The sequence below is a fragment of the Pseudomonas entomophila genome (assembly GCF_013523125.1).
Lineage (GTDB): Bacteria > Pseudomonadota > Gammaproteobacteria > Pseudomonadales > Pseudomonadaceae > Aquipseudomonas > Aquipseudomonas entomophila_B.
The window spans coordinates 22,396-37,441 of sequence record NZ_JAAMQJ010000010.1 but is presented as its reverse complement, the minus strand read 5'-3'; the positions used below and the strand labels follow the sequence as shown (position 1 = coordinate 37,441).

Sequence of the window (15,046 nt, the reverse complement as noted above, 5' to 3'; positions counted from 1 at the left end):
ACAAGGAGCAGCGCACATGGCGACCTTGCACACCCAGATCGATCCGCGCTCGGCCGAATTCGCCGGCAACCGCGCGGCCATGCTCGAACAGCTCCAGGCCTTGCAGGGCCTGCTCGCCCAGGTGGCACAGGGCGGCGGGCCCAAGGCCCAGGAACGACACACCGCCCGCGGCAAGTTGCTGCCGCGCGAGCGCATCGACCGCCTGCTGGACCCCGGCTCGCCGTTTCTCGAGATTGGCCAGTTGGCTGCCTACGAGGTGTACGACGACGACGTGCCCGCTGCGGGCGTGATCGCCGGCATCGGCCGTATCGAAGGCGTGGAATGCATGATCGTGGCCAACGACGCTACGGTCAAAGGCGGCACCTACTACCCCTTGACGGTGAAGAAGCACCTGCGTGCGCAGGCCATCGCCCAGCAGAATCGGCTACCGTGCCTCTATCTGGTGGACTCCGGCGGTGCCAACCTGCCGCGTCAGGACGAGGTGTTCCCCGACCGCGAACATTTCGGGCGGATCTTCTTCAACCAGGCCACCATGAGCGCGCTGGGCATTCCCCAGATCGCCGTGGTGATGGGCTCGTGCACCGCCGGCGGCGCCTACGTGCCGGCCATGGCCGACGAAGCGATCATGGTGCGCCAGCAGGCGACCATTTTCCTGGCCGGGCCGCCCCTGGTGAAGGCCGCCACCGGCGAGGTGGTGAGCGCCGAAGACCTGGGCGGTGCCGACGTGCACTGCCGGATCAGCGGCGTGGCCGATCACTATGCCGAAGACGACGCCCATGCCCTGGCGCTGGCCCGGCGCAGCGTGGCCAACCTCAACTGGCGCAAACTCGGCCAGGTGCAGCGCCAGGCGCCGGTCGCGCCGCTGTATCCCGCCGAGGAGCTGTATGGCATCGTGCCCGCGGAGGCCAAGCAACCGTTCGAGGTGCGCGACGTGATCGCACGGCTGGTCGATGGCTCGGTGTTCGATGAGTTCAAGGCGCTGTTCGGCACCACCCTGGTGTGCGGCTTCGCTCATCTGCACGGCTATCCGGTGGCGATCCTGGCCAACAACGGTGTGCTGTTCGCCGAGGCGGCGCAGAAAGGCGCGCACTTCATCGAACTGGCCTGCCAGCGCGGGATCCCGCTGGTGTTCCTGCAGAACATCACCGGCTTCATGGTCGGCCAGAAGTACGAGCACGGCGGCATCGCCAAGCATGGCGCCAAGCTGGTCGCCGCCGTGTCCTGCGCACAGGTGCCGAAGTTCACGGTGATCATCGGTGGTAGCTTCGGCGCCGGCAACTACGGCATGTGCGGTCGCGCCTATGATCCTCGCTTCCTGTGGATGTGGCCGAACGCGCGCATCGGCGTCATGGGCGCCGAGCAGGCCGCCGGGGTGCTGGTGCAGGTCAAGCGCGAGCAACAGGCGCGTCAGGGCCAGCCGCTGGATGCCGACGACGAAGCGCGCATCCGCCAGCCGATCGTCGACCAGTACGCGCGCCAGGCCCACGCCTGGTACTCCAGCGCGCGCCTCTGGGACGACGGCGTCATCGACCCGGCGCAGACCCGCGACGTGCTTGGCCTGGCCCTGTCGGCCGCCCTCAACGCCCCGATCGAAGCCAGCCGCTTCGGCATCTTCCGGATGTGACCCATGAACGACTTCGATACCGTGGAACTGGTCAGAGACCCGCGTGGCTTCGCCACCGTGTGGCTGAGCCGCGAAGACAAGCACAACGCCTTCAACGCCCAGATGATTCGCGAGCTGATCATGGCCATCGCCCAGGTCGGCGAGGACCCGGCCCTGCGCTTTCTGATCCTGCGCGGGCGCGGCAAGCATTTCAGCGCCGGCGCCGACCTGGCCTGGATGCAGGCGTCGGCGGACCTGGACTTCAACACCAACCTGGACGATGCCCGCGAGCTGGCCGAACTGATGTACGGCCTGGCCCGCCTCAAGCTGCCGACCCTGGCCGTGGTGCATGGCGCGGCATTCGGGGGTGCGCTGGGGTTGATCAGCGCCTGCGACATGGCCCTGGGCACCGAGGATGCGCAGTTGTGCCTGTCGGAGGTGCGCATCGGCCTGGTCCCGGCGGTCATCAGCCCGTTCGTGGTCAAGGCCATCGGCGAGCGGGCAACCCGTCGCTATGCCTTGACCGCCGAGCGCTTCGACGCACACGAGGCGCGGGCGCTGGGTCTGTTCGCCGACACCTGCCCGCGAGCGGCGCTGGAGCAGCGTCTGGACACGTGGATCGACACCCTGCTGCTCAACAGCCCCCAGGCCATGCGCGTCTGCAAGGACCTGCTGCGCGAGGTGGAGTCAGCCGACCTGACACCGGCCTTGCGCCGGCACTGCGAGAACGCCATCGCCCGCGTGCGAGTCAGCCCGCAGGGTCAGGAAGGGCTGCGCGCCTTCCTGGAAAAACGTCGTCCCGACTGGCAGACCACTCTGGAGGCGCGCCCATGACCCGCCCTGCCCTGACTCGCCTGCTGATCGCCAACCGTGGCGAGATCGCCTGCCGTATCCTGCGTACCGCCAAGGTCATGGGCCTGACCACCATCGCCGTGCACAGCGCCATTGATCGCACGGCGCGTCATGCCCGTGAGGCCGACCAGTGCGTCGACCTGGGAGGCACCAAGGCCACCGAGAACTACCTGGACATCGATCGTCTGCTACAGGCCGCGCGTACCAGTGGCGCCGAGGCGATCCACCCCGGCTACGGGTTCCTGTCGGAGAACGCTGCCTTCGCCCGGGCGGTCGAGCAGGCCGGGCTGATCTGGATCGGCCCGCCGTCGAGCGCCATCGAGGCGATGGGCAGCAAGTCGGCGGCCAAGGCCTTGATGCACACGGCGGGCGTGCCGCTGGTGCCGGGGTATCACGGTGACGATCAGGGCCTGGAGCGGTTCCGCCAGGCCGCGCACGAGATCGGCTACCCGGTGCTGCTCAAGGCCAGCGCCGGTGGAGGTGGCAAGGGCATGAAAGTGGTCGAGCGCGAAGCGGACCTGGCCGAGGCGCTGGCATCGGCACAGCGCGAGGCACAGGCGTCGTTCGGCGATGCGCGCGTGCTGCTCGAACGCTACGTGCTCGACCCGCGCCATGTGGAGATCCAGGTGTTCGCCGATCAGCACGGGCACTGCCTGTACCTGAACGAGCGCGACTGCTCGATTCAACGGCGCCATCAGAAAGTCGTCGAGGAAGCACCGGCCCCAGGCCTGGACGCCCGCCTGCGCCGGGCCATGGGCGAGGCTGCAGTACGCGCAGCGCAAGCGATCGGCTATGTCGGCGCGGGCACGGTCGAGTTCCTGCTCGACGACCGAGGTGCGTTCTACTTCATGGAGATGAACACCCGCCTGCAAGTGGAGCATCCCGTGACCGAGGCGATCACTGGCCTGGACCTGGTGGCGTGGCAGATCCGCGTGGCGCGCGGCGAAACGCTGCCGCTCGAGCAGTCCCACGTCCCCCTGAACGGACATGCCATCGAAGTCCGGCTGTATGCCGAAGACCCCGCCCATGACTTCCTGCCCGCCACGGGCACCCTGGTGCTCTACCGCGAGCCAGCGCCTGGTATCGGGCGTCGGATCGACAGTGGCGTCGAGGAAGGCGACACGGTGTCGCCCTACTACGACCCCATGCTCGGCAAGCTCATCGCCTGGGGCGAGGACCGCGAACAGGCCCGGCTGCGCCTGCTGGCGATGCTCGACGAGCTGGTGATCGCCGGCGTGCGGACCAATGCGCGTTTCCTCCAGCGCATCCTGGCACATCCGGCGTTCGCGGCAGGCGAACTGGACACGGGCTTCATCCCGCGCTTTCACGCAACACTGCTGCGTGAGGCGCCCCCGCTGTGTGCGAGGTTCTGGGCCGTCGCCGCACGGGCCTGGCTGGAAACCTGTCCTGCGCGCATCGACGAACGCGACCCTTGGAGCCCCTGGGCGCGCCTGGATGGGGTGCGACTGGGCCTACCGAGCGTCGCCTGCCTGACGCTCACCTGCGAGGAGCAGACCCAGACCGTCACCCTTGACCCCCGCCGTTCGCCTGGCATGTCTTACGCCGAGGGCAGCCTGAGGGTCGAACACGAGGGCGTCGGCACGCGGCATGCGGTCTTCCGCCAGGGGGAGACACTTTACGTGCACTGGCAAGGGGAATACCGCACGGTCCGGCGTCATCGGGCCGACACTGCGCAGGCGCCTCGACAGGTGCATCAGGGCAGCCTGGTCGCGCCCATGAATGGCAGCATCGTGCGGGTGATGACGCAGGTCGGCGAGGCCGTCGAGGCCGGCGCGTCCCTGGTAGTCGTGGAGGCGATGAAAATGGAGCACAGCATGCGTGCGCCCTTCGCCGGTACGGTGACCGTCCTGGCGTGCCGCGAAGGCGACATGGTCAGCGAAGGCGCGGTGCTGGTGGCGCTGGAGCCGCACACGCCGGCAGACGCTCCAGGCGCGTCGTCACCGGGCTGAGGCGGGCCGCGACGTTTTCAGAAGCGGGCGTGGGCGCGCATGACCACGCCGAGAATCTCCAGTGCCGGGTCGCAGGCTACCGTGGGGTACATGGGGTTGAGCGGGCGCAGGTAACGGGCTTCGCCTTCCTCGACCCATTGCCGGAACACCGCACCGATGCCAGGTTGGCGGGCAACGATCAGGCGACCTGGGGCAGCCGGCACGCCTGGATCGACCAGAATCAGCATGCCTTCCGGTACGCTGAGTCCACTCGGGGCGTTCATCGCATCGCTCTCGACCCGCAGCCAGAACGCCTTGCCGCGGGCGTTGTAGTCGGACAGCTGGTGAACGAGACTGTCGGCCGGCCGCTCGCCCTGCAGTTCGAGCCAGGCGAACACCGGATAATGAAAGCCCATCGAATCGGCCAGCGCGCCCAAGGTCTCGTCGGTGGAGGCTGCATAGGACGTCACCTGCTCGGCGACCTGCTCACCCTGAGGGACGATGTGCAGGCGAACCTGCAAATGCGGCATGCCCAACGCATCGAGCACCGCATTCATCATGTCCAGCTTGGGCTGCCGCTCGCGGCGCAGCCAGTGCCCTACCGCGCCCTGGGTGACACCCACACGCTCGGCGAGTTTTTCTTGCGTGATGTCGAGCTCACGCATCTTGGCCTTGACCAAGGCGATCCATTTTTCCATGGCAGGCACGATACGGACTGCCCATCGACGCTCAATACACATAATGTATTATTTTTACCGTCACTACGAATACGAAGGGTATTAGTATGTGGGGCTCGTATTTTCCTGCCAGGCAATCAAAGGTAACAGGATGAAACCATCAACATATCTGGAAAAGGATTTGGACAGTGAGGCCGCCCGCCGGGCGCTGGATTTCTATCTTAACCCACCCACTGCCAAGATCGACCTCGACGCCCCCCTCTGGACGCTACATCCCGACATCACGTGTGAACAGGCACAGGAACAGGCCATGAACTTGCTGCGTTGCGCTGCGACCACAGCCGGAGAATCCGCCAGCGCTCAGCAGGGTTCTTCCCGAGAATTGCTGTTCGCGTTGATGCACATGATGAACATGGCGCGTGCCTTGCTGGATCATGTCCAGGCCCATGCGCAGGTGCGGGAGTAGACGAGCGAACACGGTGCTCGGCGTCCAGCGTCAGACATGATTTTAACCGGGCGGCAAAAAAACATTTGACGGGCAAATGATAACGATTATTATTGCACCTAGCAGATCGCGAGATCTGCTGGGTAACCTGAACGCCCTCAGGTCGGACGCTCAGATTATCTCCTCATCAGGCTAATCACGGTTCTTGACCCGGCTTTTCGCTGGGTCTTTTTTTTGGCTCTTCAGGCTAATGAAGGCAGGTGACCGTGTTGCGGGCGATGATAGCAAGCCTCGATCATTTCGTGAACGGATGTTGCAACGTTTCCTACCTCAGCACTTGAGAATCGATCGTCTTTTCGGTGCCCGGATCTGGACGTTGTCGCATGTCCTTTTCAGCAAGGAGCTGTCCATGACCCGTCTTCTACTGCCCCTTCGCCATGAACTTGACGCCTGCGCCTCGCTCGAGGAAGCGGCATGCGTTCACACCTTCAGGCAATTGCCACGGCGGGTGCAGCAGGTCTGGTTGCTCAACGGCCTGGATGGCCTGGATTTTCGCCAGATCGGCGAGCGGCTCGGCCTGTCGGTGCAGGACGTCGAGCACCTGATGCATCAGGCCCTGCGCGGCACGAACCCGGTACGCGATCCCGCCACACGCTGCGCTGGCCAGTGGTACGTGCGGCTGCAAAGCCCGCAGGTGACCGCTTGCGAGCGCATCGACTTTCGCCGCTGGCTGGACGCCCATCCCGACCACCTGCGCGCCTTTCGCGCCACTGAATTGCACTGGCGCAGCCTGATCGCCTGCACTCGGCCGCTCGGCCCGGAGGGCTGGTACCGGCACGGTCGCGCGGCCTTCTCGCTCAGCGGCGGCCTGCTGGCCCTTGCCCTGAGCCTGGCCGCAACGCTGGCGCTCGGTTATTGGGCCTGAGCGGCAGCGGTAGTACAGTAGCGGCACAAGAAACGCCACAGGAGCCTGGCCATGACCGTGACGCTGCTTCCGCTGCACATCGACTGCGACTTCGACGCTGGCAACATCGAGGTGATCGACGCCCACGATCCCGCTGACATTCGCCTGAAGATCCGTCCCGATACGGTCAGCGCGCACTTTCAGTGGTTTCATTTCAAGGTCGAAGGGCTGGTGCCTGGTCAGGTCTACCGCTTCGTGCTGGAAAACGCCGGGCACTCGTCGTACCCGACCGCCTGGCAGGGCTACCGCGCCGTCGCTTCGCACGATCAGCAGACATGGTTCCGTGTCCCCAGCGATTTCGATGGGCAGGCGTTGTCCTTCACGCTCGGCGCGCAAGACAGCACCGCCTGGTTCGCCTACTTCGAGCCATACCCGCGCGCGCGTCACCATCAACTGATCGACCAGGCCTTGGCCCGTCCTGACATCACGCTGCTGGCGAGCGGGCGCAGCGTCGAAGGCCGGGACATTCCTCTGCTGCGCGTGGGTAACGGCGCCGCGCACAAGCGCAAGCTCTGGCTGATCGCCCAGCAGCATCCCGGTGAGCACATGGCCGAATGGTTCATGGAAGGCCTGATCGAGGCCCTGGTCACCCCGACCCCTGACATCCAACGCCTGCTCGACGCGGCCGACCTGTACTTGATTCCCAACATGAACCCCGATGGCGCCTGGCACGGCCACCTGCGCACCAACCTCAAGGGGGTGGACCTCAATCGCGCCTGGCAGCAGGCCAGCCTCGAAGACAGCCCCGAAGTGTTCTTCGCCAAGGCGCAGATGCAGCAGCACGGCGTGGATGCGTTCATCGACGTGCACGGTGACGAAGAGATTCCACACGTCTTCGTGGCCGCCTGCGAGGGCAATCCGGGCTATACGCCGCGTATCGCCCATCTGGAGACACGCTTTCGCGAGACGCTCTGCGCGGTCACCAAGGACTTTCAGACCACGCACGGCTACCTGCGCGATGAGCCCGGGCAGGCCAACATGACCTTGGCCTGCAATGCCGTGGGGCAGACCTATGACTGCCTGTCGCTGACCTTGGAAATGCCGTTCAAGGACCATGACGATGCCCCCAACGCACTGACCGGCTGGTCGGGCGAGCGCTCGAAGACCCTAGCCGGCGCCGTGCTCGAGACCCTCGGGCAGCTGGTTGGCGAGCTGCGTTAACGCTGCGCGCCCTGGCCGTCGCACCAGACGACCCCGTCGGTGAACCGTGCCGGCGGACATTGCTGCAGGAAATCGCACAACCGCTGGAGCGCCGCGCGCTTGGGGCTGTTGCGCGGCCAGTGAAAGCGGTAACCATCGCCGGTGGCCACGGCCTGCCGAAACGGCATGACCAGACGGCCACAGGCCAGCTCGTCACTGGCCAGCGTCAGGTCCACCACCGAGACGCCCAACCCCTGCACGGCAGCGCTGATGCCCTGGTCGAGCGTGTCGAAGACCTGACCCCGCGTGATCTGCACACCCGTGCCGCCTACGGCGGCCAGCCAGCGTCGCCAGTCACGTCGGTCCAGCGAGGGGTGCAGCAGTTGACACCGGTTCAGAGTCGCCAGCCCCAGGTGGGCATCGATCGGATACTGCGGGCTGCACACCGGGACCAGCCACTCGTCGAACAGCAAGGTGCTGTCGGCGCCCTCGCGGCCCTGGGCACTGCCCAGCAGAATGGCACCGTCGTACGGCTCGCTCTGGAAGTCCACCTGGTCGATGTCCATCCACACGCTCGACAAGTGCACATCGTCTCCGTCGGCTTGTGCCTGAAAGGCATTCAAGGCCTGTAACAGCCAACGCACGCTCAAGGTGGACGGCGCCTTGAGCCGGATACCATGTCGCTCGCGCTTGAGCACCGCGCAGGCTTCCTCGATCAGGGCGAAGCCGGCACCCAGTTGCATGGCCAACGAGCGGCCATGCTCAGTGAGCGCCAGTTTCGGCCCGCGCCGCTCGAACAAGGCACAGTCGAACAGGGCTTCCACGGTCTTGACGTGCTGGCTGACCGCACCCTGGCTGATGCACAGCTGTTCGGCGGCACGGGTGAACGAGCCATGGCGAGCCGCCACTTCGAAGGCGCGCAGGGCTTGCAGGGCAGGAATACGTTCTGACATGGCGCGACTCTATCATTAGCTGCACTTATCGTCAGGCCCAGTTCCAGGTCTTTTACAACCGGCTTGCAGCGCTCGAGAATGCTGGACCATGTCGCCTCTCTCCGTGACTTGCCCTCGACGCGTCCTCGTGACGCGCCCCTGACCCTTCTGGAGCGTCCTTCCTTGAACACTGCCCTGCTCGTCACCTATGCCTCGACTGTCCTGCTACTGATCGCCACGCCTGGGCCAGTCGTCGCGCTGGTACTCGCAGCGGCCACCCGTCATGGCGCGAGACAGGCATGGATGACTGCCCTGGGCAGCAATGCGGCCTCGTTGATCCTGATCGCCGTGGCCGCCTGGGCCATCGTCGCGGGAGCAGCGCTCGATCCGGCCTGGCTCATGGGGTTGAGCCTGGCAGGCTGCCTGTACGTGGGCTACCTGGGTATCGAGACCGTACGCGGCGGCCTGGCCCCTGCGCCTGCGCCCGATGCCCCAGCGGCGTCGCTGGACAGGCAGGCGCCGGCTCGATCCAGTGGGCTGCAGCAAGGCTTTCTGGTCGGCCTCTGCAACCCCAAGGACATCCTGTTCTTCGTGGCCTTCTTCGCCCAGTTTCTCCAGGTGACCGATGCCTTCGGAACCAGCCTGGCCGTGCTGACGGGGTTGTGGGTGCTGATCGACCTATCGGTGCTGGGCCTGTACATCGCGCTTGCTCGCCGCTTGGCGTCGGTACGGCATGTCCGCTGCGTGAGCCTGATATCGGGCAGCGCCTTGCTGCTGATCGCCTTGCTCGGGCTGCTGCACAACCTGCACGCAGGGTGGGGGCAGGCGTCTTGACCGGCGGGCCGATGAGTGGACACCGCTGTCGACGGGGCCGGCGCTAAAGCGGTCGGATGGGCATTTGCACGCCACGCCCAGTCGGTGCCGAACGCCTCCGCCTGTCCAGTCAGGTCGAATGGCGAGCGCCATGGCTTTCGGCGAACAGCCGAGCGTGGCTAGAATAGCCCCCTGTAGCCCAGATAGGCCGAGGCGCCACGACACCCGCATGAATACCGATATCGCCCGTTCGCCCCGGCGTCCTGCCGACATGCCCCCTGTCCTGCGGACGTGCCCATGACGAGGGCACGGGCCGTTTCCGCCCTGCTGGCCACCCTCATGCCGATCGCCGCGTCGGCTGTCGAGGTGCACATCGACGCACATGCCGACCTGCTCTACCGGCAGGCATTGCCCTTGCTGGAGCAGGCGGACGTGCAGGAAGACGCCAGCCCCTTGCAGACGGCGGACAACGATCCCGAGTTGAGCCGCCAAGGCCAGGCCATGGCACGGACACTGCCGACCGCAGTGGCGTTGCTGAAGAAGTCCGTGAGCCTCGGCCACCCCGTGGCGCAGTACCGGCTGGCGCTGTACTACATGAACTATCTGCCAGCCGACGAGATTTCCGATGCCGCCTGCCCGTTGCTCGAGGCCAGCCTGAAGCAGGGCTTCGCACCGCCCGCCCCGGCCATCGCCACCTGGTGCCCGCCCTTCAATGCCAGCGCCAGCTATCGCGATGCCCTGCAGGCGATTGCGGGCATGGCCACACTGTATGCAGCTTATTATCCGCAGCCTGCGGTGCGCCTGGAGTGCAGCCGCGACCGCCCCCAGGGGCTGGCCATGCAGTGGGGTCGACAACGGGATTATCAGGCCGAGGTCTATCGCTTGCTGGGGGACCTGGATACCTCGCAACGCCAGGACCTGTTGCTCAAGGCGGTGGAGATCAACGGCTGCGCGGCGGCGCAACGGCGGCTGCTGAGCAATCACTGACGCCTGCGCCCATGGTGGGCGGCGGATTCGTTGCCCCTGCCTGCCCGGGCCCGATCGCGAGCGCGTGCCTCACAGGCACGTGGCGGCCGTTGCACGACGCTGTAGTGCAGCGCCGCCCTGATGCTGGGCATAGAAATCGACCTGGCTGCCCCCCGCATGCGGTTGCACATCCACGAACACCTCCGCATCACGCACATGCACGGTGTACACCCCCCCTTCACGCGCCTCCAGGTAACCACTGGCATCCACCCCAAAGATACGCTCGTCCTGCCAGCTGTATTGAATGCACTGGGCGACCTGCACCGGCGTCTTGGCCGACTCCATTCGCGCATCCGGCGCACGCAGGCGTGCGTCCTGCATCACCGAGGACGCACACCCTGCCAGCAGCATCGCCGCGCCCATCGTCAGGATCAGTCGCATCTGTCGCACTCCTTGAAAAAGAGCCGACTCTAGCACCCACCTGCACATCGAGTGAATTGTTCCCGTCCTGCCGCTGTCGGATAGGGTACATGCCATGTCAGAAAGGAAAATCGCATGAATACTCGCCATCTGTTGTCCGCACTGTTGCTGACTGGCACCTTCGCGTGTCTGCCTATGGCCGCCCAGGCCGCCGATGCTGGCAAGTCGGATGAAACCATCCAGAGCGACCAGACCCGCAATCGTGAGCTGGAGGTGGGCGACAAGGCCCCCGATCAGTACAAGCGCGATGAAGCGGCCATCAAGGACTGGAAAGCCAAAGGACTGAAGGCACCGGAAGACGAGGTCAGCCATTGGGTGAATATCGATGATCATTACGTCCTGGTACAGATTACCAATGGCGTGATCATGGAAATCGTCCCCAAGAAAAAGTGACCGACTGCTGCACATGTCACTGTTCAGCTGGTGAGCAATCGAGGCACCAGCCGGACCCACTCCGTGGCCTTGCAAAGCCGTGACGCCTGAACCTCGCTTCTCTGCTCCCATCACTTCCCTTCACCGTCAAAGGCACCCTCTTCCCGTGGGCGCCTGTATCGCTATATAGTCCTGTCTATAACGAAAATCCAGGACCCTCCTTCATGCGCCCTCTGCTCTCCCATCTTGCGGCTCCTCTGCTGCTGGCCCTCGCCTGTGCCCAGACGGCCTCAGCCGACGAAGTGAACGTCGCCGTTGCGGCCAATTTCACGGCGCCGGTCAAGGCCCTCGCCCAGGCGTTCGAACACGACACCGGCCACACCCTGGTCGCCGCATATGGCGCCACCGGTCAGTTCTACGCGCAGATCAACAATGGCGCTCCATTCGATGTGTTCTTGGCCGCCGATGACACCACGCCCGCCAAGCTCGAGCAGGAAAATGCCACCGTGCCAGGCTCGCGCTTCACCTACGCCATCGGCACCCTGGCGCTCTGGTCGCCCACGCCCGGCTATGTCGACGACCAGGGCGCAGTCCTCAAGCGCGGCGATTTCAAGCACCTGGCCATCGCCAATCCCAAGACCGCCCCCTACGGCCTGGCCGCCACGCAAGTGCTGGACACGCTCGGCTTGACCCAGGCCACGCTCGACAAGCGGGTCGAAGGCCAGAACATCACCCAGGCCTACCAATTCGTCTCGACCGGCAACGCCGAACTGGGCTTCGTCGCGCTGTCGCAGATCTACAAGGATGGCACGCTGCAGAGCGGCTCCGCCTGGATCGTGCCTGCTGCCTTGCATACGCCGATTCGCCAGGATGCAGTCATCCTCAGGAAAGGCCAGGACAACCCGGCGGCCCGCGCGTTCATGGACTACCTCAAAGGCCCGAAGGCCGCCCAAGTGATCAAGTCCTACGGCTATGACATCTGATGCCGCTCGACGCCAGTGACCTGGGTGCGATCTGGCTGACGGCCAAGCTCGCCAGCCTGACCACGCTGATCCTGCTGGTGATCGGCACGCCGATCGCCTGGTGGCTGGCGCGTACCCGCTCCTGGTGGCGCGGCCCCGTCGGCGCCCTCGTGGCCCTGCCGCTGGTGCTGCCGCCCACGGTGATCGGTTTCTACCTGCTGATAGCCTTGGGCCCGCATGGCTGGATCGGCCAGGCGACCCAGGCCTTGGGCCTGGGTACCGTAGTGTTCAGTTTCACGGGGCTGGTGATCGGCTCGGTGGTGTACTCGCTGCCATTCGTGGTCCAGCCCTTGCAGAACGCGTTCAGTGCTATCGGCCAACGCCCGCTGGAAGTGGCGGCCACGTTGCGCGCGGGGCCCTGGGATCGGTTCGTGCATGTGGTTCTGCCCTTGGCACGTCCCGGTTTCGTCACCGCGGGCATCCTGGGGTTCGCCCACACGGTGGGTGAGTTCGGCGTGGTGCTGATGATCGGTGGCAACATCCCCGATGCAACGCGGGTGGTGTCGGTGCAGATCTTCGACCATGTGGAGTCGATGGCATATGCCCAGGCCCACTGGCTGGCTGGCGTCATGCTGGCGTTTTCCTTCCTGGTGTTGCTGGTGCTGTACGCCGGTCGACGCCGTCACGGCAGTTGGAGCTGACATGCACGGGACGCTACAGGTCACTCTGCATCTGACACGCAAGGATTTCGCGCTGGACGTCGAGCTGAGCCTGCCGGGCCGCGGCGTCAGTGCGCTGTTCGGTCAATCCGGCTCGGGGAAGACGACGATCCTGCGCTGCCTGGCGGGCCTGGAGCAAGCCGACGAGGCCTTCATCGAGGTCAATGGCGAGGTCTGGCAGGACAGCGCCCGAGGGCACTTCCTGGCGCCTCATCGACGCTCGATCGGCTACGTCTTCCAGGAAGCCAGCCTGTTCGCGCACCTGGACGTGCGCGCCAACCTCATGTTCGGCTGGCGACGCATCGCTCAGGCGCAGCGCAAGGTGGAGCTGGAGCAGGCCTGCGCCTTGCTGGGCATCGCGCACCTGCTCGACCGCCGCCCCGCCACCTTGTCGGGCGGTGAGGCGCAGCGCGTGGGGATCGCCCGCGCGCTGTTGACCAGCCCCAGCCTGCTGCTGATGGATGAACCGCTGGCCGCGCTGGACGGGCCGCGCAAGCGCGAGATCCTGCCGTACCTGGAGCGCTTGCACGACGAACTGGACATCCCGGTGGTGTACGTCAGCCATGCCCAGGACGAGGTGGCACGGTTAGCCGATCATCTGATAGTGCTCGAGCAGGGTCGGGCGCTGGCCAGCGGGCCGATCGCCGAGACCCTGGCGCGCCTGGACCTGGCGCTGGTGCAGGCCGAGGACGCTGGCGTGACCCTCGAGGTCGAGGTCATGGGCCATGACGCCCATTACCAGCTGCTGGACATGCGCCTGCCCGGCCATGACACCTGCCTGCGGATCGCCCACGGCCCGCGCCCCCCTGGCAGCCGACTGCGTGTGCAGGTGCAGGCGCGCGATGTGAGCCTGAGCCTGGCCGACGACCCAGCCTCGAGCATCCTCAACCGCCTGCCGGTGACCGTGCGCGCCTGCCAGGCGGCGGAGAATCCGGCGCACCTGCTGGTGGCACTGGGGGCCGCCGGGCAACCCTTGCTGGCGCGCATCACCCGCTACTCGGCCGATCACCTGGGCGTGCACGTGGGCCAGACCTTGTGGGCGCAGATCAAGTCGGTGGCACTGCTCGGCTGAAAACGCGGCACGCTGACCGGCCACTGCTGTCCATCGAATGACCCCTTCGAAACGGACCCTGCCATGCCCGAGTGTCTGCTGCCTCCTTCCCTGCATTACGTCGACGACACGCACCCCGGCTACAGCCGCAAGCGCTGGCGTGATCGCTTCATCTACCTCGACACCGATGGTCAGCGTGTGCGCGATGCCGAGGTGCTCGCACGCATCGCGGCCTTGGCCATCCCGCCAGCCTATACCGAGGTGTGGATCTGCAGGGACCCGCAGGGCCATCTGCAGGCGACCGGTCGCGACGCCCGCGGACGCAAGCAATACCGCTACCATGTGGAGTGGCGCAGCCTGCGCGACGGACACAAGTATGGCCGCATGCTGGCCTTCGCCCAGGCCCTGCCGAAACTGCGCCAGCAGATCGACCAGCACCTCGCGCGGCCCGGTCTCGATCGCGAGAAGGTCATGGCACTGGTGGTCAGCCTGCTCGACAGCACGCTGATCCGCATCGGCAACCACCGCTACGTGCGCGACAACAAGTCCTACGGGCTGACGACCCTGCGCAACCGCCACGTGGACGTCAAGGGGCATACCATCCGCTTCCACTTCCGTGGCAAGAGCGGCGTCGACCACGACGTCACCTTGCGCGACCGACGCCTGGCGGCCGTGCTCAAGCGCTGCCTGGAGCTGCCGGGCCAGTCCTTGTTCCAGTACCTGGACGAACACGGCGAGCGTCACAGCGTCGGTTCGAGCGACATCAACCAGTTCCTGCAACAATTGACCGGTGCCGACTTCACCGCCAAGGACTATCGGACCTGGGCCGGCAGTGTACTGGCGCTGGACCTGCTCAGACCATTGCCCTGGGAACCCCCCACCCATGCCAAGCAGCATGTCGCGACCATCGTCAAACACGTCGCCCAAAAGCTGGGTAACACGCCCGCCGTATGCCGCAAGTGCTACATCCACCCGGCCGTGCTCGAACATTTCAGCCTGGGCAAGTTGGCCGAGCTGCGTCACAGCCGTGCTCGCAAAGGCCTGGAACCGGAGGAAGTAGTGTTGCTCAAGTTTCTGGAAACCCTGGATGTGGTCGTCGATTGAGTCCGTCTATCTCGACC

16 protein-coding genes are annotated in these 15,046 nt (G+C 65.7%); 13 read left to right on the top strand and 3 right to left on the bottom strand.

Going from position 1 to position 15,046, the window contains the following annotated elements:
• The first annotated feature begins 16 nt into the window (after positions 1–16).
• Genes G7007_RS07910 through G7007_RS07900 form a run of 3 tightly spaced genes read left to right on the top strand, consistent with a single transcriptional unit; the run spans position 17 to position 4,425 of the window.
• Positions 17–1,624 (top strand): carboxyl transferase domain-containing protein, encoded by a 1,608-nt coding sequence (locus tag G7007_RS07910; RefSeq protein WP_181100518.1) that lies wholly within the window; start codon positions 17–19, stop codon positions 1,622–1,624.
• A gap of 3 nt (positions 1,625–1,627) precedes the next feature.
• On the top strand, positions 1,628–2,437 hold the full coding sequence (locus tag G7007_RS07905; RefSeq protein ID WP_181100517.1) for a gamma-carboxygeranoyl-CoA hydratase: 810 nt from the start codon (positions 1,628–1,630) through the stop codon (positions 2,435–2,437).
• Complete coding sequence (locus G7007_RS07900) at positions 2,434–4,425, top strand: acetyl/propionyl/methylcrotonyl-CoA carboxylase subunit alpha (RefSeq protein ID WP_181100515.1); 1,992 nt, start codon at positions 2,434–2,436, stop codon at positions 4,423–4,425. The genes G7007_RS07905 and G7007_RS07900 overlap by 4 nt, the downstream gene beginning before the upstream one ends.
• Before the next feature lie 17 nt (positions 4,426–4,442).
• Here the strand turns inward: G7007_RS07900 and G7007_RS07895 are convergent, their stop codons facing one another.
• A complete protein-coding gene (locus G7007_RS07895) occupies positions 4,443–5,144 on the bottom strand; it encodes a LexA family transcriptional regulator (RefSeq protein ID WP_181100513.1) in 702 nt (233 codons plus the stop codon).
• 88 nt (positions 5,145–5,232) lie between these two features.
• Here G7007_RS07895 and G7007_RS07890 point away from each other — a divergent pair, with 88 nt between their 5' ends.
• From G7007_RS07890 to G7007_RS07880, 3 genes are all read left to right on the top strand, one after another.
• Complete coding sequence (locus tag G7007_RS07890) at positions 5,233–5,547, top strand: DUF6124 family protein (RefSeq protein WP_181100511.1); 315 nt, start codon at positions 5,233–5,235, stop codon at positions 5,545–5,547.
• A 388-nt stretch (positions 5,548–5,935) separates the two neighbouring features.
• Positions 5,936–6,451 (top strand): DUF4880 domain-containing protein, encoded by a 516-nt coding sequence (locus G7007_RS07885; RefSeq protein ID WP_181100509.1) that lies wholly within the window; start codon positions 5,936–5,938, stop codon positions 6,449–6,451.
• Between the two features lie 51 nt (positions 6,452–6,502).
• Positions 6,503–7,651, top strand: coding sequence for a M14 family metallopeptidase (locus tag G7007_RS07880; protein WP_181100508.1), 1,149 nt, complete (start codon positions 6,503–6,505; stop codon positions 7,649–7,651).
• On the opposite strand, the gene G7007_RS07875 is transcribed toward G7007_RS07880, so the two are convergent.
• Positions 7,648–8,583: a LysR substrate-binding domain-containing protein gene (locus G7007_RS07875; RefSeq protein WP_181100506.1), complete on the bottom strand. Its 936-nt coding sequence runs from the start codon at positions 8,581–8,583 to the stop codon at positions 7,648–7,650. The two genes, G7007_RS07880 and G7007_RS07875, sit on opposite strands and share 4 nt — an antisense overlap.
• A 162-nt stretch (positions 8,584–8,745) precedes the next feature.
• Here G7007_RS07875 and G7007_RS07870 point away from each other — a divergent pair, with 162 nt between their 5' ends.
• Both G7007_RS07870 and G7007_RS07865 read left to right on the top strand, forming a co-directional pair.
• Entirely contained in the window at positions 8,746–9,396 is a 651-nt protein-coding gene (locus G7007_RS07870; RefSeq protein WP_181100501.1) for a LysE family translocator, read from the top strand.
• A 276-nt stretch (positions 9,397–9,672) separates the two neighbouring features.
• Complete coding sequence (locus G7007_RS07865) at positions 9,673–10,362, top strand: sel1 repeat family protein (RefSeq protein WP_181100500.1); 690 nt, start codon at positions 9,673–9,675, stop codon at positions 10,360–10,362.
• 69 nt (positions 10,363–10,431) lie between these two features.
• On the opposite strand, the gene G7007_RS07860 is transcribed toward G7007_RS07865, so the two are convergent.
• On the bottom strand, positions 10,432–10,782 hold the full coding sequence (locus G7007_RS07860; protein WP_181100498.1) for a hypothetical protein: 351 nt from the start codon (positions 10,780–10,782) through the stop codon (positions 10,432–10,434).
• Between the two features lie 114 nt (positions 10,783–10,896).
• On the opposite strand from G7007_RS07860, the gene G7007_RS07855 reads away from it, so the two are divergent.
• From G7007_RS07855 to G7007_RS07835, 5 genes are all read left to right on the top strand, one after another.
• Positions 10,897–11,214, top strand: a complete 318-nt coding sequence (locus tag G7007_RS07855) for an RcnB family protein (RefSeq protein WP_181100497.1) — start codon at positions 10,897–10,899, stop codon at positions 11,212–11,214.
• A gap of 203 nt (positions 11,215–11,417) precedes the next feature.
• On the top strand, positions 11,418–12,176 hold the full coding sequence (gene modA, locus G7007_RS07850) for a molybdate ABC transporter substrate-binding protein (RefSeq protein ID WP_181100495.1): 759 nt from the start codon (positions 11,418–11,420) through the stop codon (positions 12,174–12,176).
• Positions 12,176–12,856, top strand: coding sequence for a molybdate ABC transporter permease subunit (modB, locus tag G7007_RS07845; protein ID WP_181100494.1), 681 nt, complete (start codon positions 12,176–12,178; stop codon positions 12,854–12,856). The genes modA and modB overlap by 1 nt, the downstream gene beginning before the upstream one ends.
• 1 nt (position 12,857) lies before the next feature.
• Entirely contained in the window at positions 12,858–13,946 is a 1,089-nt protein-coding gene (modC, locus tag G7007_RS07840; protein WP_181100489.1) for a molybdenum ABC transporter ATP-binding protein, read from the top strand.
• Positions 13,947–14,009: 63 nt separating this feature from the next.
• Complete coding sequence (locus tag G7007_RS07835; RefSeq protein ID WP_181100488.1) at positions 14,010–15,029, top strand: DNA topoisomerase IB; 1,020 nt, start codon at positions 14,010–14,012, stop codon at positions 15,027–15,029.
• Positions 15,030–15,046 lie beyond the last annotated feature (17 nt).

Excerpts from the sequence above, each read along its gene's own strand:
- G7007_RS07910 (WP_181100518.1), top strand. The coding sequence starts at position 17 with ATGGCGACCTTGCACACCCAGATCGATCCGCGCTCGGCCGAATTCGCC.
- G7007_RS07905 (WP_181100517.1), top strand. The coding sequence starts at position 1,628 with ATGAACGACTTCGATACCGTGGAACTGGTCAGAGACCCGCGTGGCTTC.
- G7007_RS07900 (WP_181100515.1), top strand. The coding sequence starts at position 2,434 with ATGACCCGCCCTGCCCTGACTCGCCTGCTGATCGCCAACCGTGGCGAG.
- G7007_RS07895 (WP_181100513.1), bottom strand. The coding sequence starts at position 5,144 with ATGTGTATTGAGCGTCGATGGGCAGTCCGTATCGTGCCTGCCATGGAA.
- G7007_RS07890 (WP_181100511.1), top strand. The coding sequence starts at position 5,233 with ATGAAACCATCAACATATCTGGAAAAGGATTTGGACAGTGAGGCCGCC.
- G7007_RS07885 (WP_181100509.1), top strand. The coding sequence starts at position 5,936 with ATGACCCGTCTTCTACTGCCCCTTCGCCATGAACTTGACGCCTGCGCC.
- G7007_RS07880 (WP_181100508.1), top strand. The coding sequence starts at position 6,503 with ATGACCGTGACGCTGCTTCCGCTGCACATCGACTGCGACTTCGACGCT.
- G7007_RS07875 (WP_181100506.1), bottom strand. The coding sequence starts at position 8,583 with ATGTCAGAACGTATTCCTGCCCTGCAAGCCCTGCGCGCCTTCGAAGTG.
- G7007_RS07865 (WP_181100500.1), top strand. The coding sequence starts at position 9,673 with ATGACGAGGGCACGGGCCGTTTCCGCCCTGCTGGCCACCCTCATGCCG.
- G7007_RS07860 (WP_181100498.1), bottom strand. The coding sequence starts at position 10,782 with ATGCGACTGATCCTGACGATGGGCGCGGCGATGCTGCTGGCAGGGTGT.
- G7007_RS07855 (WP_181100497.1), top strand. The coding sequence starts at position 10,897 with ATGAATACTCGCCATCTGTTGTCCGCACTGTTGCTGACTGGCACCTTC.
- modA (WP_181100495.1), top strand. The coding sequence starts at position 11,418 with ATGCGCCCTCTGCTCTCCCATCTTGCGGCTCCTCTGCTGCTGGCCCTC.
- modB (WP_181100494.1), top strand. The coding sequence starts at position 12,176 with ATGCCGCTCGACGCCAGTGACCTGGGTGCGATCTGGCTGACGGCCAAG.
- modC (WP_181100489.1), top strand. The coding sequence starts at position 12,858 with ATGCACGGGACGCTACAGGTCACTCTGCATCTGACACGCAAGGATTTC.
- G7007_RS07835 (WP_181100488.1), top strand. The coding sequence starts at position 14,010 with ATGCCCGAGTGTCTGCTGCCTCCTTCCCTGCATTACGTCGACGACACG.